This window comes from Haloferax sp. KTX1, assembly GCF_902410085.1.
Taxonomy (GTDB): Archaea; Halobacteriota; Halobacteria; order Halobacteriales; family Haloferacaceae; genus Haloferax; species Haloferax massiliensis.
On the sequence record NZ_CABPRH010000015.1, the window covers coordinates 1 to 26,654 of the forward strand.

Here is a 26,654-nt window from a genome sequence, read left to right on the forward strand (position 1 = left end):
CCCGTCGACCTCGTCGTCTCGGGGTCGGTCGCCGTCTCCGAGGCGGGCGCTCGCGTCGGGAAGGGCGAGGGGTTCAGCGACCTCGAATACGCGGTGTTGCGGGGTCTCGGAGCCGTCTCCGCGGAGACGACCGTGGCGACGACGGTCCACGAGCGGCAGGTCCGCGACGACCTGCCCGAGCCGGACGCCCACGACGTGCCGATGGACCTCGTCGTCACCCCCGAACGACTGGTCCGAACCGAGACCCCGTATCCCCGTCCCGAGGGCATCGACTGGGGCGCGCTCCCCGACGAGCGCCTCGACGAGATGCCCGTCCTCCGGCGGTTGCGCGACGAGTCGAACGGGTAGCCGAGCCCCTGCTTATTTCACCGCCCGGGCCGACGTGAGGCCGTGCGACTCGTACAGGTGTTGGTGCCGACCGGCAAGCGCGAGGCCGTCCTGCGGACGCTCGACGAGGAGGGCGTCGACTACGCCGTCTCCGAGGAGACCTCCGGGCGCGACTTCGTCGCCGTCGTCACCTTCCCGGTCCCCAAGGAGGCCGTCGAGCCGGTGTTGGCGCGGCTCCGCGAGGCGGGCGTCGAGCGCGACGCCTACACGGTCGTCGTCGCCGCCGAGACGGTCGCCTCGAAGCGGTTCGACCAGCTGCGCGAGCAGTACGAGGAAGACGAGGAGAACGGCGACCGCATCGCCCGCGAGGAGCTGGCCTCGAAGGCCGCCGACCTCGCGCCGTCGGTTTCGACGTACGTGCTCATGACGGTCATCTCGGCGCTCGTCGCCACGGCGGGCCTGCTCCTCGACTCGCCGGCCGTGGTCGTCGGCTCGATGGTCATCGCCCCGCTCGTCGGCCCCGCGATGTCCGCGAGCGTCGGCACCGTCGTCGACGACGACGAGATGTTCGCCCGCGGCGTTCGCCTGCAGGCGCTCGGCGGCGTCCTCGCGGTCGGCGCGGCCGCCGTCTTCGCATTCCTGCTGAAACAGACCGGGGCGGTCCCGCTGTCCCCGGCTGAGGTGCTGTCGATTCCCGAGGTGGACGAGCGGCTCGCGCCCGACGTGCTGTCGCTCGTCATCGCGCTCGGCGCGGGGGCGGCCGGCGCGATTTCGCTCTCCTCCGGCGTTTCGACCGCGCTCGTCGGCGTCATGATAGCCGCCGCGTTGGTCCCGCCGACCGCCGTCGTCGGCATCGGCATCGCGTGGGGCGCGCCCGAGGCCGTCGTCGGCTCGGCCATCCTCGTCCTCGTCAACATCCTCTCGGTCAACTTCGTCGCCATCGGCGTCCTCTGGCAGCAGGGCTACCGGCCGGAGCGGTGGATTCGCCGCGACGAGGCCCGCCGGGCCGCCCTGTTCCGCATCGCCGTCATCGGGGTCGGCCTGCTCGTCCTCTCGTCGTTCCTCGGCGCGGTCACCTACACGACCTACCGGAACGCCGACTTCCAAGGCGACGCGCGCGACGCCATCGAGGACGTGCTCTCCGACACCGACGCCCGACTGCTGTCGATGGACCTGCAGTACGACAGCGGGCCGCTACAGGAGCCGGACGGCGTCGTCGTGACCGTCGGCTACGACCCGACGTCGGACCCGCCGCTGGTCGAACGCGAACTCACGAGACGGGTGAACGCCGTCGCCCCCGAACCGCTGTCGCCGTGGGGTGCCGACGAAATCGACGTCGAAGTGCGCTACGTCGCCGTCGTGGAGTAGCGCGCGCCGAGGGGGTGTAGCCCCCGCCCCGTTTCGAAGGCTACAGTCGCTCTTTGTCTCTAGCGCGGCTTGAATAGCTGAACCGACGTACGGTGGGTATGCAACGACGCACGATTGCTCCGATATTCCTCGTCGGCCTCGTCCTTCTGGCGGGCTGTCTCTCGGCACCCCTGCAGGCGACGACCGACGGCGGCACAGACGCGACGACCGCGACGAACGCGACGACCATCTCCGCGACCGGCACCGGCGAAGTGACCGCCGACGCCGACCTCGCCGTGGTCTCCATCGCCGTGACGACCACCGCCGACTCGGCGGACGACGCCCGCGGCACCGTCGCCGACGACGTGGCCGCCGTCCGCGCCGCCCTCACCGACGCCGGCGTCGCCGAGGACGCCATCCAGACGACCGGCTTCAACATCTACCCCGAGTACGACTACAGCGGTCAGGAGCGCGAACTCCTCGGCTACCGCGCCGCCCACACCCTCCGCGTCGAGGTCGCCCCCGACCGCGCCGGCGAAGTCATCGACCTCGCGGTCGGTGCCGGTGCCAGCGAGATCCGCGGCGTCGCCTTCACGCTCACCGACGAGAAGCGCGCCGAACTCCGCGAGGAGGCCCTGACCCGCGCCGTCGACTCGGCGAAGGCCGACGCCGACGCGGTCGCCAGCGCCTCGGGCCTGACCGTCGCGGGCGTCCACACCGCCACCGTCGGCGGCAGCGCCTCGCCCGGCCCGTACCCGGTCGCCTACGCCGAGGACGCCGCCCGCGCCTCGTCCGGGTCGACCGAACTCTCGCCCGGCCCCGTGACCGTCTCGGCGACCGTCCAGATGGTCTACGAGGCCGAGTAAGCGCCCGCGCCCCGCTGACCGAGACCGAACTCGCGGTTCGACCCACCGCGCGCCCTCATTTCTCCGATAGCTATCCCGTAGCCGCGGCTCTCCCGTCGAGGCGTTGCGACAAGACAGAACCGAAAAAAGCCGACCCGCTTACTCGTTGCGCGACGGCGGGATGTCGGGTTCGAACCCGATGGCGTCGGCCGCGGCGTCGAGGACGGCGTCGACGTTCTCGCCCGTCTCGACGCTCATGTAGAGGTCCGCGTCCATGTCGGTCGAGCGGTCGCTCTTGTTACAGACGGTGAGCACCGGGATGTCGCGCTCCTCGAAGCGCGCCTTCACGGCGTCGCGGAGTTCGAGCTGGGACTCGATGGGGTAGCCGCACGCCCCGCTGGCGTCGGCGACGAAGAGGACGGCGTCCGCGAGGTGTTCGAGGGCGCTCACGGCCTGCCGCTCGATGTCGTTGCGCTCGTCTTCCGGGCGGTCGAGCAGGCCCGGCGTGTCGATAATCTGGTAGCGGATGCGGTCGCGGTCGAAGTGCCCGATTTGGACGCCCTTCGTCGTGAAGGGGTAGCGGGCGATCTCGTTCGACGCGCGGGTCACGTCGTTGACGAACGAGGACTTCCCGACGTTCGGGTAGCCGGCGACGACGATCGCCGGTTCGTCCGGGCGGATGTCGGGGAGGTCCTTCAGGGCGTCGCGCGCCTCGCCGATGCGGAGCAGGTCGTCTTCGACCTCCTCGACGACGCTCGCCATGCGGGCGAACGCCTGCTTTCGGTGCTTGCGCGCGAGGTCCGCGTCGGTCTTGCGGAGCTTCGGCTGGTACTCGCGGGCGATGTTGTCGACCTGCCGGGAGGCCCACATCACTTCCGAGAGGCTCTTTCGGACCTCGTCCACGTCGACGATGGCGTCGGCGAGCTCGTAGTAGAAGGGGTCGACCGTCTCGAAGTCGGGCCACTCGACGACGACGTTTTCGAGGTTGTCCGAGAGGATGTTCGACGCCGTCTGGAGCATCGACTGCTGAGCCTCCAACTTGTTCTGCTTCGCTCGCCCCGTGCGCGCGGCCCGCGAGAAGGCCTTGTCGATGAGTTCGTCCGACCGGGGCGTGGTCGGGAGCGACTCGAAAATCATTGCAGTCCGCTACATGGCCGAGCCGTAAAAGCGCGTCCGTTTGGGGTTCGGCGCTTCGAGCGGTGGATTCGCCGTGCAGGTCTCCCGCACGGTTCGACCGGAAGCGAAGGGGTCGCGGGCGGCCCGCCCGCAGACGCCGACGGACGCGAACGGTCAGCCGGCGACCGCCACGAAGTTCTTGCCCGCCCGCGGCCTACTCCGACCCATGACTGACTGGAAAGCGGTCGCCGTCGGCTTCGTCGTCATCGTCGTCGTCGGCACGGGCGGACTCGCGCTCCCCGTCGTCGGCCAAATCGGCGCGGGCCTGCTCGGCGGCTTCGCGGCGGGCTACCTCGCGGGCGGCACGCTCGGCAACGGCGCGTGGAACGGCCTCGTCGCGGGCTCTATCTCGGGTATCGTCGTGACGCTCCTCGCGGCGCTCCTCGGGAGTCTCGTGGGACTCGCCGGCGGACCGCTGGGCGGCCTCCTCGGCGGCGTCGGCGTCCTCGTCGCGGGCGTCGCGCTGACGCTCGTCTTCGCCATCGACAGCGCCATCGCCGGGGCGGTCGGCGCGTGGGTGAAAGGATAGCCACGTACGCGCCGAACCCGTCGGCCACCGGGGTCGTCGGGGAGCGTTGAAACGGGTTTAGACAGGTGATAAGCTACGTTTGGACGCGTAAACGGTCACCGGCTTCTAAAGGGGTCGACCCAATACAGTGACCCCATATGGGTGAGAAGACGACGTACACCCGGCGAAGAGCCCTCCAATCGATTGGCGCCGTCACCGTCGCCGGTCTCGCTGGCTGTAGTTCCTCCGGTTCCGAAGGCGAAGGCCCGACGACACAGTCGACCGATACGGAGACTCAGACCACGACTGAGGCGACGACCGACGCGCAGACGACGACGAACGAGACGACCGAACAGACACAGGAAAGCACCGAAAGCGGGCCCGAAGCCGCCGATTTCGTCGAGAACCCCGAGGAGATACACCCGACGCTGGTCGAAGAGACGTCGGTCCCCTCGGACGAGGTGCTCCTCGGCTTTCGACTCGAAGACTCGTCGCTCCCGTTCACGACCGAGGTGTACCGCGCGGCCGACGACGCCGAGGTTCAGGCGACCGAAACGTACGACACGCAGGACCTCTCGGAGGTCGACCTGCTGCCCGACTCGCCGGAGGCGCTCGACACCGTCGATACCGACCGCGAGGACATCCACTACGGGACGACGACCATCGGAGAGCCGCTGAAAGTGACGCTGGTCGCGCGCAACGAGACCGACACCATCGACTGGAGCGCGTGGTCCAGAACCGGCTACCCGTACGACGGCCACAACGAGGACGACCCCGCGCTCGAAGTCGACTGTTACTGCGGCGGGATGAACTACACCGCGCCGAGCGGCGGGACGTGGGCGCGGGTGATTCAGGTGACGCCGACCGAGCGCGTCGAGACCGGGACGGAAATCGCGCTCAACTGGACGTCGAGCCGACTCTGAAGGCGGAACCGAGGCGGTTCGCCGCCGCTGACGGGGGCTACTCGCGTTCGAGGTACTCCCGCTGAATCTCGACGACTTCGGTCGAGTCCGCGCACTCCGAGTACCGGCGCAGCGGTTCCTCGTTGAGTTCGAGGAACGTGTGGCCCCAGTTGAACTTCGAGAGCACGTCTTCGGCCCGCGTTTTCTCGCCGAAGATGCAGAGCGCGGCGGCTATCGCCTCGACGGTCGTCAACTGCATCGGGCGACCGAAGTTCACGGGGTTGGCGGCGACGAGATACGGCAGCGCCCGGTGGTCGCCGGGGAGCGAGAACATGGCCTCGCCGGCCGACTCCCACGAGCAGTCGAGCGCGACGAGCGCGCCGGTGTCCGCGTCGGCGGGCGACAGCGCCCTGTCGGCGTGGGGGTTGAGCACGACGCCGTAGGGGGTCTCCCGGTCGGAGCCGTGGAGGACGGCCATGTCGAAGCGTTCGAGCTTCTTCGCCGTGCACTTCTTCGGGTCGTCGTCGCCCTCGTATCGAACGTGCAGGTCCACAGCCGCGGTACGCGGCTGGCCGAGAAAAGCGTCCCGAACGCGGCGTCGGCGCGCGCGAGGCGTCACGAGGGGCGAGTCGGCGTCGGATTCTTCCCCCCGGCCGACGAAGAGAGGGCGTGCATCCCGACGCGACGTATCTGGCCCGGCAGTACTACACGGCGCTCGACCACCACGGATACGAGATGCTTCGGAACCTCCTCGAACCGGGGTTCGTCCAGCACCGCGGCGACATGACGCTCTCGGGGCGCGAGGAGTTCGTCACGTTCATGCGGGACGACCGGCCGCGGAAGGACACGCGACACGTCATCGAGCGCTACATCCAGTCGAAGTCCGACGACGAAATCGTCGTCCGCGGCCACCTCGAAGACCGCGACGGCGACGAGCTGTTCGTCTTCCTCGACCGGTTTCGGGCGCGCGACGGGAAGCTCTCGGAGCTGAAGACGTTCGTCAAGTCGTCGACGGCGAACTGACGGGGTGAGACGCGGGAGAAGAACGGGAGAAGAGAGAACCGCTTTGCGGCGCGCGTCGGTCGCTCAGTCTTTCTTGCCGGCACCGACCGCGGCCTCGCCGACGGGCTCGTGGCCCTCGATGACCTCGCGGCCGCCCATGTAGGGCTGGAGGGGTTCGGGCACGTCGACCGTGCCGTCCTCGTTCTGGTAGTATTCGAGCAGCGCGACCATGACGCGGCCGACGGCCGTGCCCGAGGCGTTGAGCGTGTGGAGGTACTCTGCCGACTCGTGGCGCTCGGGGCGGTACCGGAGGCCGGCGCGGCGCGCCTGGAAGTCCTCGAAGTTCGAGGCCGACGAGACTTCCAGCCAGCGGCCACCCTGTTCGGGGGCGTCGTCCGACTCCGTGCCGGGGGCCCACACTTCGAGGTCGTAGGTCTTCGCCGACGCGAAGGTGAGGTCACCCGTACAGAGCGAGAGCACGCGGTACGGCAGGCCGAGGCGGTCGAGCACTTCGGCGGCCTCGTCGACGAGGGCTTCGAGCCGGTCGTACGACTCGTCGGGTTCGACGAAGTTGACGAGTTCGACCTTGTTGAACTGGTGGACGCGGACGATGCCGCGGGTCTCGGTGCCGTGTTCGCCCGCCTCGCGGCGGAAGTTCGGCGTGTACGCCTGGTGCTTCAGCGGGAGGTCGTCCTTCAGGAGAATCTCGTCGCGGTACATGTTCGTGACCGGGACCTCCGCGGTCGGACAGAGCCACAGGTCGTCGTCCTCGTAGTTCTCGGTCTCCGCGCCGCCGATGCGGTAGGCGTCCTCGGCGAACTTCGGGAGCTGACCGGTGCCCTCCATCGAGGTGGTCTTGACCGGAATCGGCGGGAACAGGTCGACGTACTCCTGTTCGCGGTGCACGTCGAGCATAAATTGGACGAGCGCGTGTTCGAGCATCGCGCCCTCGCCTTTCAGGAAGTAGAACCCCGAGCCGGTGGTCTTGGCCGCGCGGCCCTCGTCGATGATGTCGAGTTCCTCGCCGAGGTCGTAGTGCGGCGTCACCTCGTCGGGAAGCTCGCGGCGGTCGTCGAAGCCGACGCGGCGGACCTCCTCGTTGTCTGCCTCGTCGGCCCCGACGGGAACCGACTCGTGGGGGAGGTTCGGCAGCTCCATGAGCGCCTCGTCGAGCTCCGCTTCGAGCTCGTCGGCGCGGGCTTCCAGCTCCTGGAGCTCCGTCTTGAGCTCGCCCGAGCGGTCGATGGCTTCCTGTGCTTCCTCGTCTTTACCCTCCTGTTTCAGCTGGCCGATTTTCTGGCTGACCTCGTTGCGCTCGTGGCGGAGTTGGTCGCCCTCGGCCTTCAGCGAACGCCACTCGTCGTACACGTCGAGGACGCGGTCGATGTCCACGTCCTCCATGTTACGGGCGGCGAGCGCGTCGCGAACTCGCTCCGGTTCGTCGCGGAGCAGTTGCCTGTCAATCATTGGGCTGTGATTTCCGGGCGGGCGGGAAAATCGTATCGCATCGCCGAGGGGCGGGGGCGAATCCGCGGTGGGGAAACGCGACGAAACCACATCTGAGGAGCGCGACGAACCCACGGTGAAAACGGCCGCTGCTCCCAGATTCGGACATGGAGACGGCTTTGCGGTCGCCCGTAATCAACGTGGGGGGTCCGGCGACCGAACGCTTTTCTTTCCCGGAGACGGCCGTCAACTATGGCTATTGGCGACGTCGAACCCGTCCCGGACAGCACGGATATCTACTACGTCGACAGCGGGATGTACGAGGTGGAGAAGTACGGCTCGGTCTACCTCATCGACGCCGAGAAGCCGGCGCTCGTCGACACCGGCATCGCCGCCGACAGGGAGGCGGTGTTCGGGATGCTCGACGAGGTCGGCGTCGACGACCTCGCGTACATCCTGCCGACGCACGTCCACCTCGACCACGCGGGCGGCGCGGGCTACCTCGCCGAGCGCTACCCCGACGCGACCGTGATGACCCACGAACTCGGCGCGCCGCACCTCGTGGACCCCTCGCGGCTCGTCGAGGGTACGAAGGCGGCCGTCGAAGACCAGTGGCGGTTCTACGACGAACCGCGCCCAATCGACGAAGAGCGCGTCGAGGGACTCACCGACGGCGACGAAATCGACCTCGGCGACCGGACGCTGACGGTCCACCACGCGCCCGGCCACGCGCCGCATCAGGTGATGTTCCACGACGACGGCGACGACGTGCTGTTCGTCGGCGACGCGCTCGGCATCTGGGAGCCGCGGTCGCGGACGCTCCGGCAGACCTCGCCGCCCTCGCAGTTCCACCTCCAGAAGGCGCTCGACGACGTGCGAACCATCGAGGACATCGACCCCGAGACGGTCTGTTTCGGCCACTTCGGCCCGAGACCCTACGACGCCGACCTCGCGGAGGCGTACAAGCGCGTCCTCGTGGAGTGGGTCGAGGCCATCCGACAGAAGCGCGCGGAACTCGGCGACGACGAGGCCGTCATCGACCACTTCGTCGAGCACACCCAGATGGACGAGGTGTGGGGCGCGCGGAAGGCCCGCGACGAAGAGCGCCTGAACACCCGCGGCGTGCTCGGCTACCTCGACTACGTCGGCGACGGCGAGTGACGCGACCGGAGTCGCAATCAACGGTTCCCCGCGGTACCGCGGGCTTTCAACAGACCGCACGTACATAGTTTTTAGATGTTGAATTATTACTAACAGAACATGGACTGGCGGGACGCGGAGGCGGCGTTCGACGACCCGGTCATCGAGCGGTCGACCCTCCCACGGATGTTCGAGGCGAGCGCGTCGCGGAACGCCTCGCGAGTCGCACAGCGGTACAAAGGCGGCGTCTACCGGCGGTCGCTGGTCGCCGAGGGCGTCGTCCCGGCGGCCCCCGACGGCGACTACGCCGACCTGACCTACGAGGAGATGCGGGGCGTCGTCCGCCGCCTCGCGGCCGGGTTCCGCGACCTCGGCATCGAGACCGGCGACCGCGTCGGCATCCTCTCGCACACGCGAATGGAGTGGGCGCAGACCGACTTCGCCGTCCTCGGCGCGGGCGGCGTCGTCACCACGGTGTACACCTCGTCATCGGAGCGACAGGTGCAGTACCTGCTTTCGGACCCCGGCGCGGACGCCGTCGTTGTCGAGAACCAAGAGCTACTGGAGCGCGTGCTCGCCGTCGAAGACGAACTGGACCTTCGGTTCATCGTCGTCGTCGACGAGTACGACGGCCGCGACGACCGCGACGACGTGCTGACGCTCGGCGAACTCTACCGCCGCGGCGAGGAGGTGTACGACGAGGCGGCCTCCGAGTCGTGGCTGGACGAGCGCGACCCCGACGACCTCGCCAGCCTCATCTACACCTCGGGGACGACGGGTCAGCCGAAGGGCGTCCAACTCACCCACTGGAACTTCCGGTCGAACGTCAACGAGAGCTACCGGCGCTTCGGTCCCCGCCCGGACAAAGGCGACACGCCGGTCATCGACCCCGACTCGGTGACGCTGTCGTTCCTGCCGCTGGCGCACGTCTTCGAGCGCATGGCCGGCCACTTCATGATGTTCGCGGCGGGCGCGACCGTCGCCTACGCCGAGAGCCCCGACACGCTCCGCGAGGACTTCCGGCTCGTCAGCCCGACGGTCGGGACGAGCGTCCCTCGCGTGTACGAGAAGCTCTACGACGCGATTCGGGCGCAAGCCGGCGAGTCGTCCGTCAAAAAGCGCATCTTCGAGTGGGCTGTCGGCGTCGGACAGGCGTACCACGCGACCGACGCGCCGGGCTACCTGCTCACCGCGAAACACCGCCTCGCCGACCGGCTCGTGTTCGGGCAGGTGCGCGAGGCGCTCGGCGACGACCTCGACTTCTTCATCAGCGGCGGCGGGAGCCTCTCGGCCGAGCTGTGCGCGCTCTACCACGCGATGGGCCTGCCGATTTACGAGGGCTACGGCCTCACCGAAACGTCGCCGGTCATCTCGGTCAACCCCCCCGAGGAGCCGAAAATCGGCACCATCGGCTACCCGCTTCGGAACGTCGAGACGCGACTCGACACGACCGTCGTCGGCGACCGACTCGGCGACGCGGGCGGCGAGGTCGGCGAACTGCTCGTGCGCGGGCCGAGCGTCACCGAGGGCTACTGGAACGACCCCGAGGAGACCGAGGCGGCGTTCGTCGTCGGTGACGAGGGCGACCGCTGGTTCCGCACCGGCGACGTGGTCGAACGCCGGCCGGACGGCTACATCGCGTTCCGCGAGCGCGCCAAGCAGATTCTCGTCCTCTCGACGGGGAAGAACGTCGCCCCCGGCCCCATCGAGGACGCCTTCGCCTCCTCGCCGGTGGTCGAACAGTGCATGGTCCTCGGCGACGGCCGCAAGTTCGTCTCGGCGCTCATCGTCCCGAGTTTCGACGGCCTGCGGGAGTGGGCCGCCGAGGCGGGAATCGACCTCCCGGACGAGCCGGCGGCCGTCTGCCGCGACGACCGGGTGTACGAGCGCATCGAGGCCGAGGTGGACGCGGCCAACGAGCACTTCGAGTCCTACGAGCGAATCAAGCAGTTCCGCGTCGTCCCCGAGGAGTTCTCGGAGGGCAACGACCTGATGACGCCGACGATGAAGAAAAAGCGCCGGAACATCCTCGACCGCTACGCCGACGAGGTGTCGCTCATCTACGACGAGGACCGCCGGCCCGGAAAGCGGCGGAGCCGCGGGCGGGACGCGAGCCAGTAAAATCTGACACCCTAAACTTTTTCGAGAGTTTTGCGGTCATACGTATCCACAAGACCGCGGAAATACCGCCCGAGATGTATGGTTTTATCTTCCGTCGCCACATGAACCGAATCCATGGAGGCGATATAGGTGGCCGCAGCAGGAGGGGCGAACCTCATCCCGCTCGTCGCCGCGATAATCGGCATCGGCGTGGTCTCGCAGGTGCTTTCGGACCGGTTTCAGGTCCCCAGCGTCGTGTTCCTCATCGCGTCGGGCATCCTGCTCGGCCCGGAGGTCCTCGGCGTCATCTCTCCCGACTCGTTCGGGAACGCACTACAGGCCATCGTCGGTCTCTCGGTCGCTATCATCGTGTTCGAGGGCGCGTTCCACCTTCGAATCGACAAGCTACGGGAAGCGCCGGCCGCGACGTTCCGACTCGTCACCGTCGGGGCGATAATCTCGTTCATCGCGACCGGCGTCGTCGTCCACTACGCGCTCGGCGCGCCGTGGCCCGTGTCGTTCCTCGTGGGCGCGCTCCTCGTCGCGACCGGGCCGACGGTCATCGCGCCGATTCTCGAAGTCGTCCCGGTCCGCGACCGGGTCGGCGCGGCGCTCGACACGGAGGGTATCGTCAACGACGTGACGGCGGCCATCGTCGCCGTCGTCATCTTCGAGGCCATCCTCGAAGGCGTCAGCAGTCCCAACGCTCTCGTGACGCTGTTCGCCGAGCGCCTCGGCGTCGGCGTCATCGTGGGCGCAATCGTCGCCGGGTCGCTGTACTACGCGCTCCGGTACGTCGACCTCTCGCCGGGCAACGCGCCGCAGAACGCGCGCCTGCTCGTCCTCGCCGGCGCGCTCGTGTCCTACGCGGCCGCCGACTACGTCGCCACTGAGGCCGGCATCGCCGCGGTGGCGACCGCCGGCATCCTCCTCGGCAACGCGGACGTACCGTACGAAGAGGAGATTTCGGCGTTCAAAGGCGACATCACGCTGCTCGTGCTGTCGTTCGTCTTCATCGCCCTCGCGGCGCTGTTGGACTTCCAGAACCTCCTGAACCTCGGCGTCGGCGGCCTCGTGGTCGTCGCCGCCGTCGCGCTCGTGATTCGGCCGCTTTTGGTCTTCATCTCGGCGCGCGGCGACCGCTTCACGAGAGAGGAGAAGCTCTTCATGAGCTTCGTCGGCCCGCGCGGTATCATCCCCGCGTCCGTGGCCTCGCTGTTCGCCATCGCCCTGCAGGAGGAGGCGACGCGACTGGCGGCCGAGGGGTTGACCCAGCAGGCCGCCGCACTGAACCAGAGCGCCTCTATCCTCGTCGGCACGGTCTTCCTCGTCATCCTGACGACCGTCGTCTTCGAGGCCGGCCTCGCTCGCCGGATCGCAGAATACCTCGACGTCATCCCAATGCGTGTACTCATCATCGGAGGCGGGAAAGTGGGCCGTGCGCTCGCCGAACGCCTCGCAGACCGCGGAGAGAACGTGGTCCTCATCGAGCAGGACCAAGAAGTAGTCCAGACGGCCCGAAACATGGGCTTTACCGTCCATCACGGCGACGGGGCCGACACGAGCGTCTTACGCTCCGCGGGGGCCGCGAACGCCAAGTTCGTGGTCGCCGCGACCGGCGACGACGACGTGAACCTGCTCGTCGCGCAGTTGGCGAACTCGAAGTTCGAACCCGAGAGCGTCCTCGCGCGGGCGAACAACCCCGACAACGTCGAGGCGTTCGAAGAACTCGGCGTGCGGACCATCTCGTCGACCATCGCCACGGCGCAGGCGCTCGACAACTACATCGAGCGCCCGTCGATGTCGAACTGGATGGGCGAAATCGGCCGCTCCGGCGACGTCCAAGAGGTCGAGGTCACCGCCGAGCGACTCATCGGTCGGACCATCCGCGAGGTCGGACCCGAACTCCCCGACGGCTGTCTCGTCACGCTCGTCTCGCGGAACGGCGACACGACGGTCCCCAACGCGGAGTACACGCTCCAAGAGGGCGACCGCATCACCATCATCGGCGAGCGCGAGGCCGTCCGAGACGCAGAAGAGTTAGTCAATCCCGCGTAGCGGCTCTCGCCGCCCGCTCGCTTTCGGTTTTTTCGCGTCGTCCCCGACCGGTCAGCGCCGCGCCCACCGGACGAACACCGTCCAGTAGCCGACGGTGAGCGCGACGAGGACGTACCAGACGGGCGCGCCGAGGTCGGCGGTTCGGGGGACCACCGACGCGCGGCCCTCGGATTTCGCTCGCTTCCCGCGACGAATCAGGATAAAAACGCGGGGCGACCTCACCGACTGAACTCGATTGCCGCACCCTGACCGAAGCCGACGCAGAGCGACGCGAGGCCGCGGTCAACGTCGCGCTTCTGCATCTCGTGGATGAGCGTCACGGGGAGGCGCGCGCCCGAGGCCCCGAGGGGGTGGCCGAGGGCGATTGCGCCGCCGTTGACGTTGAGTTCGTCCGCGTCGATGCCGAGTTCGCGCCGGGAGTACTCGCACTGGCTGGCGAACGCCTCGTTGATTTCGACGAGGCCGTACTCGTCGATGTCGGTGCCGGCGCGGTCGAGGAGGCCGCGGGTGGCCGGGACCGGGCCGATGCCCATGACCGTCGGGTCGACGCCGGCGACGTTGTTCGTGCCGACCGAGGCGAGCACGTCGAGGCCGCGCTCGTCGGCGAACTCGCGGCTGGTGACGAGGACGGCGGCCGCGCCGTCGGTTATCTGCGAGGAGTTGCCGGCGGTGACGGAGCCGTCACCCGAGAAGGCGGGGTCGAGGCCGGAGAGGACTTCCATCGAGGTGTCGCGGCGGATGCCCTCGTCCTCGGTGACGACGCCGTCGGCCGTCTCGACCGGGACGATTTCGTCGTCGAAGCGACCCGAGTCGGTCGCCTCGGCGGCGCGCCGGTGGCTCCGGAGCGCGAACTCGTCTTGGGCCTCGCGGGAGACCTCGTACTCTTCTGCGACCTTCTCGGCGGTCATCCCCATCTGGAGTTGGAAGATGTTGTACCGCTCGCTCAGCTCCGGGTGGAGGTGCTCGTAGGAGTCGCCGTCCATCGGCACGCGGGACATGCTCTCGACCCCGCCGGCGACGATGCACTCGCGGTTGCCGGCGGCGACGGCGTCGGACGCGGAGATGATGGCCTGCATCGAGGAGGCGCACCACCGGTTGATGCTCGTCGCGGGCGTCCCCTCGCCCAGTTCGGACAGGAGCGCGATGACGCGGGCGACGTTGTTGTCCTGTTCGGTGCGCTGTTGGGCGACGCCCCACATCAGGTCTTCCACGTCGTCGGGGTCGACGTCGTGTTCGTCGAGGACGTGGTCGATGAGCGTGACCGAGAGGTCCTCGCTTCGGACGTCCTCGAACACGCCGCCGGCCTTGCCGAACGGCGTGCGGTACGCGGCCGCGATGACTGGCTCTGGCATGGCACAGTGTCGGGGTTCGAACACCATAAATAGTTTAGAACTCGCTATTCGTCGTGACGAGTTGTCGTTCGGGTCGAAAAACGCCGAGAAAGCGGTGAACGTGGAGACGACGGCACCGAGTCTCGGAGCTCAGGAACGAGTGGCGGAGTCGCTGTCCGGCCGACCGGGGATTCCGCCGGTACCCGCGTCGGCGACCGTTGGCTCCGCCGGGAAGAGCTCCGGCGCGACGTCCGCCGAGGCGTGCTCGAACGGCGCGTCGTCGACGTCGGCGTCGTCTGCCGGGCCGTCGGATGCGATGCGGTCGGTCATGCTCAGTCGCTCGTGACCGGCTGTTCGGCCTTCGCTTCCTCTTCGGCGAACGGGTACCACGACTGCTTCGCGTCGTGCATGTACGGCGCTTCGAACTCCGTCTCCTCGGGGACGCAGTACTCGGTGACTGCTTCGGTCCCCTCGGCGTCGACCCACTCGCGGAACGTCTGTCCGGGCTCGCGGCGCTCGGCGAACGCCTCCACGAGCGACGCGATTGCGCCCGGCACCTCGTCGGCCGGAATGCGCTGTCGGACCCACTCGACGAACGACGGCTCCTCGCCGATGCCGCCGCCGACGCCGATGTCCATCGCCTCGACCATCTCGCCGTCCTTCTGGGCGCGCATGCCGAACAGACCGATGTCGGCCGTGTTCGCCTGCCCGCAGTCGGCGGTGCAGCCGGAGTAGTGAATCTTCAGTTGGCTCACGTCGTCGGGCACGTCCACGTTGTCGCGGAGCCACCGGAGCATCCGGGCGGTCCGCGCCTTCGTCTCCGTGAGCGCGAGCGAGCAGAACTCCGTACCGGTGCAGGCGACGGTGCCGCGCTGGAACGGGTTCGGGACGGGCGTGTGCTTGCCGAGGAGCGGCTCGGCGAGCAGGTCGTCGAGCTTCTCCTCCGGCACGTCCATCAGAAGCGGGTTCTGCCGGCGGGTGAGTCGGACCTCGCCGGAGCCGTACTCGTCGGCGATGTCGGCCAGTTCGATGACGTCCGACGCCGTGAGCCGGCCGACCGCGACGCTGAGACCGACGTAGTAGTCGCCGTCGGCCTGCTCGTGAACGCCGACGTGGTCGTGTTTGCCGGCGGACTCCGGGCGGCCCGCGTTGTAGGTGTACTCGTCGCGGATGTTCTCGCCCGCAGACTGGAGTTCGAAGTCGACGTACTCCTCCTGAAGCAGGTCGCGAATCTTCTCCGTGCCCCACTCGTCCACGAAGAAGCGGCTGCGGGCGCGGGCCCGAACGTCGCGGTTGCCGTGTTCGTGGTAGAGTTCGACGAAGCCGCGGACGACCTCGTAGGCGCGGTCTTCGTCGGCGACGAAGATGTCGAGGTCGCGGGCGACGCGCGGCTTGCGGGAGCCGAGGCCGCCGCCGACGCGGACGTTGAAGCCGGTAACCGTCTCGCCGTCGATTTCCTTCTCCGCGGGTTCGAGCCCCACGTCGTTTATCGAGTCCTGCGCGCAGCCCTCGCGGCAGCCGGTGACGCTGATGTTGAACTTCCGCGGCATGTTCGACAGCGCGTCGTTGCCGCGGAGGTCCGCCTGGAAGCGGTCGAGGAGCGGCTGGGACTCGACGAGTTCGTGCTTGTCGCGGCCGGCGACCGGACAGCCGGTGATGTTCCGCATGGTGTCGCCGCCGGCGGACCGCGAGGAGACGCCCGCGGCTTCGAGCTTCTCCCAGACCTCGGGGATGTCTTCGAGTTCGAGCCAGTGGAGCTGAACCGACTGGCGCGTCGTCAGGTCGATCCACGCGTCGCCGAACTCGGGGTTCTCGACAGGGCCGGAGGCGTAGTCCCGCGCGACCTCCCCGATAGCCCGGAGCTGTCCCGGTTCGAGGACGCCGTTGGCGTTCGTCAGCCGCATCATGAAATAGGAGTCCTGGCCCGTCCGCTGCTGGAAGACCCCCCAGAACTTGAAGCGGGTGAACCACTTGTCCCGTTCCTCCTCGGGGATGGCGTCGACGCCCTTCTCGGCGAACTCCTCGATTTTCTCGCGGACCGCGTCGCCGTAGAGCTCCGACTTCCACGCTTCCTTCTTACTCGCCATTTCCGACCACCAGTGGGCAATTATCCACTATTCCTGTGCGTTTGTTTGCGAACTTGGTCATGTTTCGTGATAACACGACTCGACAGAGGCTCATAAGAGTATTCGTTGAGAATCTTTATAAATTGACTCTATAGGGCGCATTCGTCCACTCTATAACCGAATATTCCGAATATAAGGTTGTACTTTGGTCAGATAGTCGAGTGATTATTGGATAACCTGAACTGAACATAATGGACGATAATGTGGTATGGGACTCGAACGCGCTCACCGACGAGCGGCGAGCGCGCGCAAGTCGTCGAAGGAGTTCACGTTGTGAAACGCGTGCGTCCCGGCGTGAGCCTCCACTTCGCGGTCGTCGAGGACCGTGACGTCGAGCGCGGACATCACGGCCTGCAGGCGGTCGTCTCCGGCGCGGATGGTATCGGTGCAGGCGACCTCGCCGGCGCGGCAGTGAACGACCGCGGGGAGCGGTTGGGTCGTCTCCGAGACCCGCGGGACGACGCCGGCCGCGCCCTGCAGGCGGCCGAAGAGGTGCGAGATGAACCCGCTCGGAACCAGCGGCATATCGGTCGGGAGGACCGCCGCGTACTCGGCGCTCGTCGCCCGCAGCGCGGTTCGCAGGCCGAAGACGGGGCCCCGGTCGGGGTGGGCGTCCTCCGCGAACCGGACGTCGAAGTCCAAGAGCGCGCCGGCGAGCGAGTCCCGCTGTTCGGCGCGGCAGTTGACGACGAGTTCGTCGACGACGGGGTCGAGCGAGGCGGCGACCCGGTGAATCATGGGCTGGCCGCCGACGGTGGCCGTCGCCTTGTCGATGCCGTCGAATCTGGTCGAGCGGCCGCCGGCGAGGATGATACCCGCGCGGCCGGTGTCGAGGTGTGGGTGCGACGCGTCGGCCATTCTCAGGCGGCGGTGCGTCCGGGTTCGCGGGGCCGTCCGCCGGCGGCGACGAGCGCCATCAGTCGCTCACCTCGGCCGCGAGGAGGTCGGTGGACGCGGTCGTCTCGGGGTGTTCGAGGCGGACGGCGCACTGCTTGAAGTTCGGTTCGTTCGACTGCGGGTCGACCGCGGGGCTGGTGAGTCGGTTGGTCATGGGATGGTGGATAGAGAGCCAGACGAGGCCCGGCGGGACGGCGTCGTCGGGGTCGAGCGTCGCCGGAATCGACGCCCGGCGGGAGACGACGGTGGTTCGGCGGTCGCCCTCGGGGTCGGCGACCGCGTCGCGGTGCGCGTCGATTGTGTCGGGGTGCGCGCGTGCGACCGGCTCGTCCGGCGTGTCGCTCCGCGTGCGGACGCCGGTGTTGTACCCGTCGGCCTCGCGGCCGGTCGTGAGCGTCAGCGGGTACGACTCGTCGGCGGGTTCGGGGAGCGACGACCCCGAGAGCGCGCTGAACTGCGCCTTCCCCGAGGGCGTCGGGAACGACCACGTCGGGTCGTCGGACCCCTCGTCGGCGTCGTAGTAGCGGTAGCCGCCATCGCTCGTCGGGTCCGGCGCGGGCCAGCGAACGGCGCGCTCGCCGTCGAGTCGCGTGTACGACAGTCCCGAGCAGTCGGCGTCGGTCCCCTCGGTGAGCGCGGCGAACTCGTCGAACAGGTCGCTCGGCGAGACCGACGGCCTCGGAAGCAGTCCCGGCGCGACGCGGGCGGCCACGTCGGCGATGATGTCGAGGTCCTGCCTGACGCCCGGCGGCGTCTCGGTGGCCGCGCGGACCCGCGAGACCGTCCGCTCCATGTTCATCGTGGTTCCCTCGGACTCGCCCCACGTCGCCGCGGGGAGCACCACGTCGGCGAGTTCGACCGTCTCGGACCGGAAGGCGTCCTGCACGACGAGGAACGAGTCTTCGAGGACCTCGCGGGCGGCCGTCGCGTCCGGGAACCCGGCGAGCGGGTTGGTGGCGACGGTCCAGACGACCGACGGCGACGACTCGAACATGCCGACCGGCCCCGGGCCGCTGTCGTCGGGGAGTCGGGAGACGGGCACGTCCCACGCCTCGGCGACGGTCCGGCGGTGGTCCGGGTGTTCGAACGGTCGATGGCCGGGCCACGTCCCCTTCGAGGAGACGACGCGGGTGCCCATCGAGTTCGCCTGTCCGGTGAGCGAGAAGGGGCCGGAGCCGGGGCCGAGGTTCCCGGACGCGAGACAGAGGTTCACGAGCGCGCCGGCGGTCGCGGTGCCGCGGACGCTCTGGTTGACGCCCATGCCCCAGTAGACGAGCGTGGGCGCGTCGAGGAGCGACGCAAGTTTCTCGACCTCGTCGAGGGTGACGCCGGCGTCCGCCGCCGCCTCCTCGACCGGCGGGACCTCGTCGACGACGCGGTCGAACCCCTCGGTATGTTCCTCGACGAACGCCTCGTCCACGGAGTCGGTTTCGACGAGGCGTCCGAGAATCGCCTGCGCCAGCGCGAGGTCGCCGCCGGGGTCGATGGCGACGTGGTCGTCGGCGACCGCCGCGGTCTTCGTCTCGACGGGGTCGACGACGACGAGGTCGACGTCGTCGGCCGACTGGCGTATCCACCGGAACATCACCGGGTGGGCGACCGCCGGGTTCGCCCCCCAGACGAGATGCGTCTCCGCCTCGGGGATGTCGTCGTAGGTCGGCGGCGGCGCGTCGCTCCCGAAGGCACGGTAGTACGCCGTGACCGCGCTCGCCATGCAGAGCGTCGTGTTCGCGTCGTAGTTCCGGGTGCCGATACCGCCGCGGGCGAGCTTTCCGAGGGCGTAGGCGGCCTCGTTCGTCTGTTGGCCGCTCCCGAGGACGGCGACCTCGTCGGGGTCGTCGGCCATCGCGTCGTTGATGGCGTCTCCGGCGCGCGCGAGCGCGTCGGACCACGAGGTCTGCCGGAGTTCTCCGTTCTCCCTGACGAGCGGTCGCGTGAGCCACGACCCGTCCGGGTCTGCCGACTCGCGGATGCCGCGGCCGCAGGCCAGCCCGTTGTTCACGGGGTGCGAGGGGTCGCCCCGGACCGCGTCGAGACCGTACGCCGTGTCCGAGCCGAGGTGGACGTGACCGCAGCCGACCGCACAGCGCATGCAGGTCGTCGGGACTTGTTTCGCCACGCGATTCACCACCTACCGTCCGCGTCGAATGTACCGCATTCGGGCAAGTATCCCGTGCCGTTCGTGAATATCATTTCACTTTCTTGGCTCACAGTGGCGGAAGATAACCATAAAGACCTAATCGTTTAAGAAGACATATTTTTCCCAATTATTCTGAAGAAAGAACCAATATACAATCGAATAGAAGGAATATAATCGCGTAATCAATCCGTTTTAGAATATATTTTTGAATTGTTTTTACGGAATTAATGTCCGATAGCGGTTCAGCGTCTCGTTCCTTGCCATCGAGGCAGTTCGGTCGCGCGCGGCTCCCGGCGGCGCTCCGACGCTCTTATGCGTCTCCCCGGGCAATTTCTGGGGGATGAGTGAACGGGCGCTCGAGGTTGTCGAGTTTCTGCTGACGGCCCACCTCTACACTGACGACCGAACGCTTGACGAAAACGACCTTCCCCCGCGGTATCGGCGCGTCTTCTGGGCGGACGCCGAGGACGACGGCGACGAGGACGACTCGTCGATGGGCGGCATCGAGCGACCGCTCGTCGTGACCGAGTCCGTCGCGCGGAAGGCGACCGGCGTCGAACACCCCTGGGACGCGATTTCAGACCTCATGTTCACCCAGCGTGAGGAGTTCTCCGGGCGTCTCTCGCTGACCCAACCCGAGATGGCGCTGGAGTGGTTCGTCAAGCGAGCCGACCACGACCGGCTCGTGACGAATCCGACGGTCGCGAAGTCGGTCGAGGACCGCGACGACGTGGACGTGACCCACGCGGACGCCAGAGAACAGACCCGGCCGATTCACGCCGACCGCGTGTGGATAGACAGCCTGCTCGACGAGTACTTCGACGACGAGGACGACGCCGAGATGCTCGACCTCGTGCAGGTCCGCGCGCCCGAGGAGATCGAGATGACCCTCGACGACCTCGTGCTCACGACGGACCAGGAAGGCGAGATTCACAAGCTGATGAAGGCCATCGAGCACCGCGAGTACCTCGCGGACATCGGCCTCCGCGAGATCGGGAAAATCCTCTTCGTCGGGCCGCCGGGGACCGGCAAGACCACCGTCTCGCGGGCGCTCGCCCACGAGCTCGGCCTCCCGTTCGTCGAGGTGAAGCTCTCGATGATAACGAGCCAGTACCTCGGCGAGACGGCCAAGAACGTCGAGAAGACCTTCGAGGTCGCAAAGCGGCTGTCGCCGTGTATCCTCTTTATCGACGAGTTCGATTCCGTGGCGAAGACCCGCCGGTCCGACGAGCACGCGGCGCTCAAGCGCGCGGTCAACACGCTGCTCAAGAGCATCGACGACATCTCGCTGATCCGCGACGAGGTCATCCTCATCGGCGCGACCAACCACCCCGACCAGCTCGACTCGGCGGCGTGGCGGCGCTTCGACGAAATCGTCAACTTCCCCAAGCCGGACCGCGGGATGCGCGCCGACATCCTCCGGGTCATCACGAACCGAATGGACATCGACGAGTTCGACCCCTCGGCCATCGCCGACGTGACGGAGGGCCTCACCGGCTCCGACCTCCGGCTCGTCCTCCGCGAGGCCGTCCTCGAAGCGCTCACCGAAGAGCGGATGGAACTCACCCAAGAGGACCTGCTTGAGGCCGTCGCGGACTTCGAAGAGCGCGACAACCTGAAGAACCTCGACATGATGTCCGACTCGTCGGAACTCGTCGCGGGGTCGGCGTCCGGAGACGGTCACGACCACAGTCACGACCACGCGGACGAACACGAAGGCGAGACGCAGAAAGACGCCGGCGCGGCGCAGTAACTCCGCCTTTCTGACAAAACATTTACTAGTGGGCCGCAAACGGCGAGCCGATGCCCTCCAGCAGACGCCGATTCGTTCGGACAATTGCGGCGGGCGGGGTTCTGACGGCGCTCTCGGGGTGCACATCGGACCTCGAACCGTCCACCGCGACGCCTCTCCCCGAACCCGAGCCGAATCCCGCGCTCGCCTCTGGGGACCCGATTACAATCTCGCGCGACTACCGAGCGTCCTCGAAGTACGACTACTATCCGGATGCCGCGGAGATTCGACGACGCACCGGCTATCGCAAACACGTGAACGAGTCGGGTACGACGAAAGAGCCGGTATACGAGCGCGAACCAGCATCGTCGTGGGTGACGCGAGTCGGCGGGACTGTCGCGGGAGCCGAGGCGATGGCGACGGCGCGGGAGCGACTCGGCGTCGAGTCGTTAGCTGACATCAGCCCGGGGATGGGGTACAACGACGGGGGCGAGAGGCGGGTGATGCTCGGCTACGAGGTGTGGCCGAATCGGGGCGGTGAAACGCGAACGCCTGCCGTGGAATTCGAGGCGCTCGTCTCGGCGGTTCCGCGCACGGTTACCGGGAACTTCCAGTTCGAAGCGACGACGCTCTCGGGGACGTTCCACCCCGTGGTCGAATTCCGGCAGATATACCGGTCCTGACTCGCCGCCGTCGGCCACGTTTATACCTCGCCGCCCCCGTGGTTGACTCAATGCGCGTGACCCTCCTCGGGACCGGCGACACGACCGGCACGCCCACCGTCGGCTGCGACTGCGAGACCTGCCTCGCGGCCCGCGAGCGAGGCATCGAGCGGACGCGCTTTTCGGTCCACGTCCAAAACGAGCGGACCGGCGAGTCGCTCCTCGTCGACTTCAGCCCCGACTTCCGCCACCAGTTTCTCACGCAGGACGTGCCGCTGCCGGACGAGGCCTTAGTCACCCACATCCACTTCGACCACCTCGACGGGCTCGGGAACGTATACCGCCTCCTCGACGATCTCGCGGTCCACGCCGCCGACGAGGTCGACCCGGTCACGGGCGAGAGCGTCGCCGACGCGATTCGTTCGAAGTTCGCCTACCTCGACCGCATCTCGGTCGAAGACCGGACGCCGTTCGAGTCGTTCCGCGCCTGCGGCCTCGACGTGACGTTCGTGCCGGTCGTCCACCCGCCGCTGGTCTGTTACGGCGTCGCAATCGAGGACCCCGAGACGGGCGCGAAGCTCTCGCTTTCGGGCGATTCCACCTACGCCATCCCCGAGGAGTCCCGCGACGTGCTCCGCGACCCGGACCTGCTTCTCGCCGAGGCCATCGTCCCCGCGTCGGTCTGCGAGTACCACCCCATCGGCGGCGACGACTACGACGAAAACGGGGTCGCGCGGACCTTCGGCACGAAGCACATGACCCGCGAGGGGGCCATCGCGCTCGGCGAGGAACTCGACGCCGACGAGACCCGCCTGGTCCACGTGGCGCACTTCTACCCCGCCGACGAGGCGTTCGAAGAGCCGCTGGCGGTCGACGGCGAGGTGCACGAACTGTGAATCTCCGAACTATCGCCGATGACAAGGCGTTCAGGTACCTCGTGGTCGCCGGCGTCGCCGCGGCCGCGACGAACTTCGGCCTAACCTACTTCGATACGGGGCGACTCGACTTCTTCGGGGCCGCCCTGCAGTTCACCCTCGTCGTCGTCATCGGCGTCGCGCTCGTCACCTACTGGAACTACATGGAGCGGCGGGCCGACGCGGAGTGAGGGTCGCTCCGACGCCCCGGCGTCTCGGTCAGACGAACCGGTCGAGTCCCGACTGTCTGCGGACCGCGCCGGGCGGGTCGGCGACCCAGCCCGTCCGCGACTCGCGGAGGCCGTCGCGGTCCAGTTCGGGCGGGTCGGCCGCCTCGAACGCCGGGCAGTCGGCACCGCACTCGGAGCCGGGGTCGACCACGCGGTCGAAGTGGGCGCAGACCGGGCGGCCGTCGGCGTCGACGCGGGCGTGGGCACAGCCCGGCGGGTCGTAGGCGCGCCATCCCTTCCCGTAGGCGCGCTCGGCGAGTCGGAGGCGGGCGGTTCGCTTTTCGGCGGGCGGGACGAGCGCCACGTCGGTGTGCAGCGAGTGGTACTCGACGGGTTCGACGCCGGTCGAGCCGGGCGAAAGCGGCCGCGGCTCGCGGACCACCTCGCGGTCGCCGGTGTCGGGGTCGAAGCGCCAGACGCCGACCTCCTCGGGGATGCGGTTGAGGTGCGCGCCGGTGACGTAGCTCTCGGTCGCGAGAATCACCTCGTCGAAGACCGCGAGGCTCGCGTCGAGGCGGAGCTGTCGGAGCAGGTCGCCGGGGGTCCCGAGGTCGGGTTTGTTCTCGATGCCGACGAGCCGGGCGAACCAGTCGTCGGGATAGCGGGCGGCGCGGCGGACGTACTCCCTGCTCCGGCGGCGCTCGGACTCGAAGAAGCCGACGTCGACGGCGCGGTCGGTGGCGCGGCGGGCGCGGCCGGGACGGCAGTCGAAGCCGTCGCGCCAGAAGACGGCGCTCCCGGCTCCGACGTCGCTCTCGATGGCCGCCGCGGGAATCGCGCGGTCGGTGATGCGGGCGCGCTCGTCGAATCCCGGCCCCGGGACGACGGCGCACACGTCGATGATGCGGCTCCCCGGCGAGGCGACCGACGCGCCGAGCTGGCGCGCGGGCAGCCAGTCCGTCGTCTGTTCGAGGTGGGCGCAGAGCGCCAGTTCGAAGGCGAACTCCGAGGGCGACGACACCGGTGCGGGCACGTGGGGCGCTCGGAGACGGAGCGGCAAAAAGGTCGCTCCCACGGCCGCCGGGTCGTGTCGGTGTTCTCGCATCTGATTCTCGGGGGGGTACCTATTTCAGACAGAGCGCGGCAGTACTGACCGATGAAGGGGGAAAACAACGAAACCCACAGTATCAGGCGGAGAGCGTACCTCGGTATCGCGGCCAGCGCGGGACTCGCGGGTCTCGCGGGCTGTAGCTCCGGGATGACCGCGAGCGCCGCGCGGGCACCGCCGCGGGTTCCCGAGGCGGCGCTCGAAGCCGGCGGCTGGGAGTACATCGGGGGACACTCTCTGGACCCGGCCTTCGAGCGGTCGATCGGTCCGGCGAGCGTCTCCGCGGCGTTCGAGACGGTCGTCTACGAGGACATGGACCTCTCGGAGGAACTGAAGGAGAAGACGCTCGGGCAGGCCGAGGGGCAGTTCTCGCTGTTCTTCGCGACGCGCGTGACGCTCGACCCGAGCCTGTCGAACCTCCCGAAGGAGGTCCGGGGGACGGTCGTCGACCTGGTCGAAGACCACGCGCGGAAGAACTACGAGGGACAGTTAGAAGACGTGGACGTCACGGACATCGAACAGACGGGCACGCGGTCGACGACGGTCGACACCGGCGAGTCGGCGCGCGTGACCGAGTACGAGGCCACCATCGCCTTCGACGAGATTACGTTCCCGTTCACCGACGAGCGGGAGTTCACCATCGAGGGCCAGGAGTTCGACGTCAGCGGGATGCTGGCCGTCTGGGAACACGACGGGACGATTCTCGTCGCCGGCGGCGCACACCCCGGCGAGAACATCGAACTCAGCGTGACCAAGGAGCCGACCGAGGCCATCGAGGTCTCGGTCGACATCGACCTCGGGCTCACGCCCGACGCCTACCGCGAGGAGCTTCAGTCGCTCGTCGCGGGCGTCGAATAACCGGCGAAGCCGGGGGCCGACAGCGGTTCGAGGGGGTACTCGAATCGGTCCGCGAACCGTCGCGCTGGGGGGCACGACGGACCATTTTTCGGAGCGTCGCCGGGACCGGGAGACGCCGCTGAGTCACCGCGCGCGGTGTGTGACCGCCCGACGCGGCCACAGCGTCGCCGCTCCGAGAACAGCACCTTTATCAGTCGTTCGGAGCCAAGTTCACGCAAGATTACTCTCAGGAGGTCAATGGTGACGAAAAACCCACAACAACCGGAGGTGAACATCGGACTCGTCGGTCACGTCGACCACGGAAAGACGACGCTCGTCCAAGCGTTGTCCGGCTCGTGGACGGACCAGCACTCGGAGGAGATGAAGCGCGGTATCTCCATCCGACTGGGGTACGCCGACGCGACGTTCCGTCAGATTCCCGGCGTCGACGCGCCGGAGTGTTACACGGTCGAAGAGGAGACCGAAGACGGCGAGGAGACGGACGTACTCCGCACCGTCTCGTTCGTCGACGCGCCCGGCCACGAGACGCTCATGGCGACCATGCTCTCTGGTGCCGCCATCATGGACGGGGCCATCCTGCTCGTGAGCGCGACCGAGGACGTGCCGCAGGCCCAGACGGCCGAGCACCTGATGGCGCTCGATATCATCGGCATCGAGAACATCGTCATCGCGCAGAACAAGGTCGACCTCGTCGACCGCGAGCGCGCCCTCGACAACTACGAACAGATCAAGGAGTTCGTGGAGGGAACGGTGGCCGAAGACGCGCCCATCGTCCCCATCAGCGCCCAGCAGGAGGTCAACCTCGACCTCCTCATCGAGGCCATCGAGTCGGAGATTCCGACGCCCGACCGCGACGAGACCGAAGACAGCCGGATGTTCGTCGCGCGCAGTTTCGACATCAACCGACCGGGGACGACCTGGGAGGGGCTCTCGGGCGGCGTCATCGGCGGCAGCGTCGTCGCCGGCAAGCTCGACGAAGGCGACGAACTCGAACTCCGCCCCGGCCGCGAGGTCGACGAGGAGGGCCAGACCGAGTGGCGCTCCATCACGACCGAGGTCCGCTCGCTGCAGGCGGGCGGCAACATGGTCGACGAGGTGCGCCCCGGCGGGCTCTGCGGCGTCGGGACCGGTCTCGACCCGAGCTTCACGAAGGGCGACGCGCTCGCGGGACAGGTCGCCGGCGAGCCCGGCACGCTCCCGCCGACGCGCGAGCAGTTCACCATGGACGTGGAGCTGCTCGACCGCGTCGTCGGCGGCGAGGAAGACGAGGGTATCGACGAGATATCCACCGGCGAGCCCCTGATGCTCACCGTCGGCACCGCGACCACGGTCGGCGCGGTGACGAGCGCGCGAAGCGGCGAGGCGGAGGTCTCGCTCAAGCGCCCCGTCTGCGCCGCCGAGGGAGCGAAGATAGCCATCAACCGTCGCGTGGGCGCTCGCTGGCGGCTCATCGGTATCGGGACGCTCAAGTGACGTGACCGCCACCGTAGTCGTCATGGACACGAACGCGCTCATGATGCCGGTCGAGCTCGACGTCCGCGTGTTCGACGAACTCGACCGGCTCCTCGCGGCCGACGCGGACCTCGTGGTCCCCACGGCCGTCCTCGACGAGCTGGAGAAGCTCTCGTCGGGCGGCGGGACCGAAGGCGTCGCGGCGAGCGTGGGCGCGGACCTGGCGACCCGGTGCCGGGCGGTCGAAACCGAGGAAACGTACGCCGACGACGCGGTCGTCGAACTCGCCGAATCGGGCGAGGTCGACTACGTCGTCACGAACGACAAGCCCCTCCGTGACCGGGTGCTCGACTGCGGGATTCCCGTCGTCGGCATCCGGGGGCACGCCACGCTGGCAATCACGGAACCTTAAC

Annotated in this window: 25 protein-coding genes; 16 read left to right on the forward strand and 9 right to left on the reverse strand. The window is 68.2% G+C overall.

What is annotated here, in order from left to right; translation table 11 throughout:
- The 3 genes from FY251_RS18145 to FY251_RS18155 form a co-directional block, all read left to right on the forward strand.
- On the forward strand, nucleotides 1-348 hold a 348-nt coding region (locus FY251_RS18145; protein WP_305037590.1), incomplete at its 5' end, for a 5-formyltetrahydrofolate cyclo-ligase.
- 42 nt (nucleotides 349-390) lie between these two features.
- Nucleotides 391-1,695: a TIGR00341 family protein gene (locus tag FY251_RS18150; RefSeq protein ID WP_148416442.1), complete on the forward strand. Its 1,305-nt coding sequence runs from the start codon at nucleotides 391-393 to the stop codon at nucleotides 1,693-1,695.
- 98 nt (nucleotides 1,696-1,793) lie between these two features.
- The gene (locus tag FY251_RS18155) at nucleotides 1,794-2,540 is read left to right on the forward strand and encodes an SIMPL domain-containing protein (RefSeq protein ID WP_148416443.1); all 747 of its coding nucleotides are present in this window, start codon (nucleotides 1,794-1,796) and stop codon (nucleotides 2,538-2,540) included.
- Nucleotides 2,541-2,678: 138 nt separating this feature from the next.
- Here FY251_RS18155 and FY251_RS18160 read toward each other — a convergent pair whose 3' ends face one another.
- Entirely contained in the window at nucleotides 2,679-3,656 is a 978-nt protein-coding gene (locus FY251_RS18160; RefSeq protein ID WP_148416444.1) for an NOG1 family protein, read from the reverse strand.
- 205 nt (nucleotides 3,657-3,861) lie between these two features.
- Here FY251_RS18160 and FY251_RS18165 point away from each other — a divergent pair, with 205 nt between their 5' ends.
- Complete coding sequence (locus tag FY251_RS18165) at nucleotides 3,862-4,224, forward strand: DUF5518 domain-containing protein (protein WP_148416445.1); 363 nt, start codon at nucleotides 3,862-3,864, stop codon at nucleotides 4,222-4,224.
- 137 nt (nucleotides 4,225-4,361) lie between these two features.
- Entirely contained in the window at nucleotides 4,362-5,126 is a 765-nt protein-coding gene (locus FY251_RS18170; RefSeq protein WP_148416446.1) for a hypothetical protein, read from the forward strand.
- 37 nt (nucleotides 5,127-5,163) lie between these two features.
- Here FY251_RS18170 and FY251_RS18175 read toward each other — a convergent pair whose 3' ends face one another.
- Entirely contained in the window at nucleotides 5,164-5,658 is a 495-nt protein-coding gene (locus tag FY251_RS18175) for a DUF367 family protein (RefSeq protein ID WP_148416447.1), read from the reverse strand.
- Between the two features lie 116 nt (nucleotides 5,659-5,774).
- On the opposite strand from FY251_RS18175, the gene FY251_RS18180 reads away from it, so the two are divergent.
- On the forward strand, nucleotides 5,775-6,128 hold the full coding sequence (locus FY251_RS18180) for a nuclear transport factor 2 family protein (protein ID WP_148416448.1): 354 nt from the start codon (nucleotides 5,775-5,777) through the stop codon (nucleotides 6,126-6,128).
- Nucleotides 6,129-6,191: 63 nt separating this feature from the next.
- Here the strand turns inward: FY251_RS18180 and serS are convergent, their stop codons facing one another.
- Nucleotides 6,192-7,574 carry a serine--tRNA ligase gene (gene serS / locus FY251_RS18185; protein ID WP_148416449.1) on the reverse strand — a complete coding sequence of 461 codons (1,383 nt, stop codon included), beginning with the start codon at nucleotides 7,572-7,574 and terminating at the stop codon, nucleotides 6,192-6,194.
- A 231-nt stretch (nucleotides 7,575-7,805) separates the two neighbouring features.
- Here serS and FY251_RS18195 point away from each other — a divergent pair, with 231 nt between their 5' ends.
- The 3 genes from FY251_RS18195 (at nucleotide 7,806) to FY251_RS18205 (ending at nucleotide 12,851) form a co-directional block, all read left to right on the forward strand.
- Entirely contained in the window at nucleotides 7,806-8,714 is a 909-nt protein-coding gene (locus tag FY251_RS18195; protein WP_148416451.1) for an MBL fold metallo-hydrolase, read from the forward strand.
- Between the two features lie 99 nt (nucleotides 8,715-8,813).
- A complete protein-coding gene (locus FY251_RS18200; protein WP_148416452.1) occupies nucleotides 8,814-10,814 on the forward strand; it encodes a long-chain fatty acid--CoA ligase in 2,001 nt (666 codons plus the stop codon).
- A 129-nt stretch (nucleotides 10,815-10,943) separates the two neighbouring features.
- Entirely contained in the window at nucleotides 10,944-12,851 is a 1,908-nt protein-coding gene (locus tag FY251_RS18205) for a cation:proton antiporter (protein WP_148416453.1), read from the forward strand.
- A 218-nt stretch (nucleotides 12,852-13,069) separates the two neighbouring features.
- Here the strand turns inward: FY251_RS18205 and FY251_RS18210 are convergent, their stop codons facing one another.
- The 5 genes from FY251_RS18210 to nasA all read right to left on the reverse strand — a co-directional run bounded on the left by FY251_RS18210 (nucleotide 13,070) and on the right by nasA (nucleotide 19,336).
- Nucleotides 13,070-14,203 (reverse strand): thiolase family protein, encoded by a 1,134-nt coding sequence (locus tag FY251_RS18210; protein WP_148416454.1) that lies wholly within the window; start codon nucleotides 14,201-14,203, stop codon nucleotides 13,070-13,072.
- Between the two features lie 129 nt (nucleotides 14,204-14,332).
- Nucleotides 14,333-14,512, reverse strand: coding sequence for a hypothetical protein (locus FY251_RS18215; protein WP_148416455.1), 180 nt, complete (start codon nucleotides 14,510-14,512; stop codon nucleotides 14,333-14,335).
- Between the two features lie 2 nt (nucleotides 14,513-14,514).
- Nucleotides 14,515-16,269, reverse strand: coding sequence for a nitrite/sulfite reductase (locus tag FY251_RS18220; protein ID WP_148416456.1), 1,755 nt, complete (start codon nucleotides 16,267-16,269; stop codon nucleotides 14,515-14,517).
- 264 nt (nucleotides 16,270-16,533) lie between these two features.
- Entirely contained in the window at nucleotides 16,534-17,166 is a 633-nt protein-coding gene (locus FY251_RS18225) for a molybdenum cofactor guanylyltransferase (RefSeq protein ID WP_148416457.1), read from the reverse strand.
- A 58-nt stretch (nucleotides 17,167-17,224) separates the two neighbouring features.
- Nucleotides 17,225-19,336: an assimilatory nitrate reductase NasA gene (gene nasA, locus FY251_RS18230; RefSeq protein ID WP_148416458.1), complete on the reverse strand. Its 2,112-nt coding sequence runs from the start codon at nucleotides 19,334-19,336 to the stop codon at nucleotides 17,225-17,227.
- 349 nt (nucleotides 19,337-19,685) lie between these two features.
- Here nasA and FY251_RS18235 point away from each other — a divergent pair, with 349 nt between their 5' ends.
- The 4 genes from FY251_RS18235 to FY251_RS18250 are packed head-to-tail and all read left to right on the forward strand — an operon-like array spanning nucleotide 19,686 to nucleotide 22,844.
- Nucleotides 19,686-21,098 carry an ATP-binding protein gene (locus FY251_RS18235; protein ID WP_148416459.1) on the forward strand — a complete coding sequence of 471 codons (1,413 nt, stop codon included), beginning with the start codon at nucleotides 19,686-19,688 and terminating at the stop codon, nucleotides 21,096-21,098.
- Nucleotides 21,099-21,148: 50 nt separating this feature from the next.
- Nucleotides 21,149-21,760 (forward strand): hypothetical protein, encoded by a 612-nt coding sequence (locus tag FY251_RS23195; RefSeq protein ID WP_255516748.1) that lies wholly within the window; start codon nucleotides 21,149-21,151, stop codon nucleotides 21,758-21,760.
- Between the two features lie 50 nt (nucleotides 21,761-21,810).
- The gene (locus tag FY251_RS18245) at nucleotides 21,811-22,635 is read left to right on the forward strand and encodes an MBL fold metallo-hydrolase (protein ID WP_148416460.1); all 825 of its coding nucleotides are present in this window, start codon (nucleotides 21,811-21,813) and stop codon (nucleotides 22,633-22,635) included.
- Nucleotides 22,632-22,844 (forward strand): hypothetical protein, encoded by a 213-nt coding sequence (locus FY251_RS18250; RefSeq protein WP_148416461.1) that lies wholly within the window; start codon nucleotides 22,632-22,634, stop codon nucleotides 22,842-22,844. Before FY251_RS18245 ends, FY251_RS18250 begins: the two co-directional genes overlap by 4 nt.
- Nucleotides 22,845-22,872: 28 nt before the next feature.
- On the opposite strand, the gene FY251_RS18255 is transcribed toward FY251_RS18250, so the two are convergent.
- Nucleotides 22,873-23,856 (reverse strand): DUF5787 family protein, encoded by a 984-nt coding sequence (locus FY251_RS18255; RefSeq protein WP_187367445.1) that lies wholly within the window; start codon nucleotides 23,854-23,856, stop codon nucleotides 22,873-22,875.
- 225 nt (nucleotides 23,857-24,081) lie between these two features.
- Here FY251_RS18255 and FY251_RS18260 point away from each other — a divergent pair, with 225 nt between their 5' ends.
- From FY251_RS18260 to FY251_RS18270, 3 genes are all read left to right on the forward strand, one after another.
- On the forward strand, nucleotides 24,082-24,789 hold the full coding sequence (locus tag FY251_RS18260) for a hypothetical protein (RefSeq protein ID WP_148416514.1): 708 nt from the start codon (nucleotides 24,082-24,084) through the stop codon (nucleotides 24,787-24,789).
- A 237-nt stretch (nucleotides 24,790-25,026) separates the two neighbouring features.
- Nucleotides 25,027-26,262 carry a translation initiation factor IF-2 subunit gamma gene (locus FY251_RS18265; protein WP_148416462.1) on the forward strand — a complete coding sequence of 412 codons (1,236 nt, stop codon included), beginning with the start codon at nucleotides 25,027-25,029 and terminating at the stop codon, nucleotides 26,260-26,262.
- Between the two features lie 22 nt (nucleotides 26,263-26,284).
- On the forward strand, nucleotides 26,285-26,653 hold the full coding sequence (locus FY251_RS18270; RefSeq protein WP_089777295.1) for a twitching motility protein PilT: 369 nt from the start codon (nucleotides 26,285-26,287) through the stop codon (nucleotides 26,651-26,653).
- The last annotated feature ends 1 nt before the right edge of the window (nucleotide 26,654 follow it).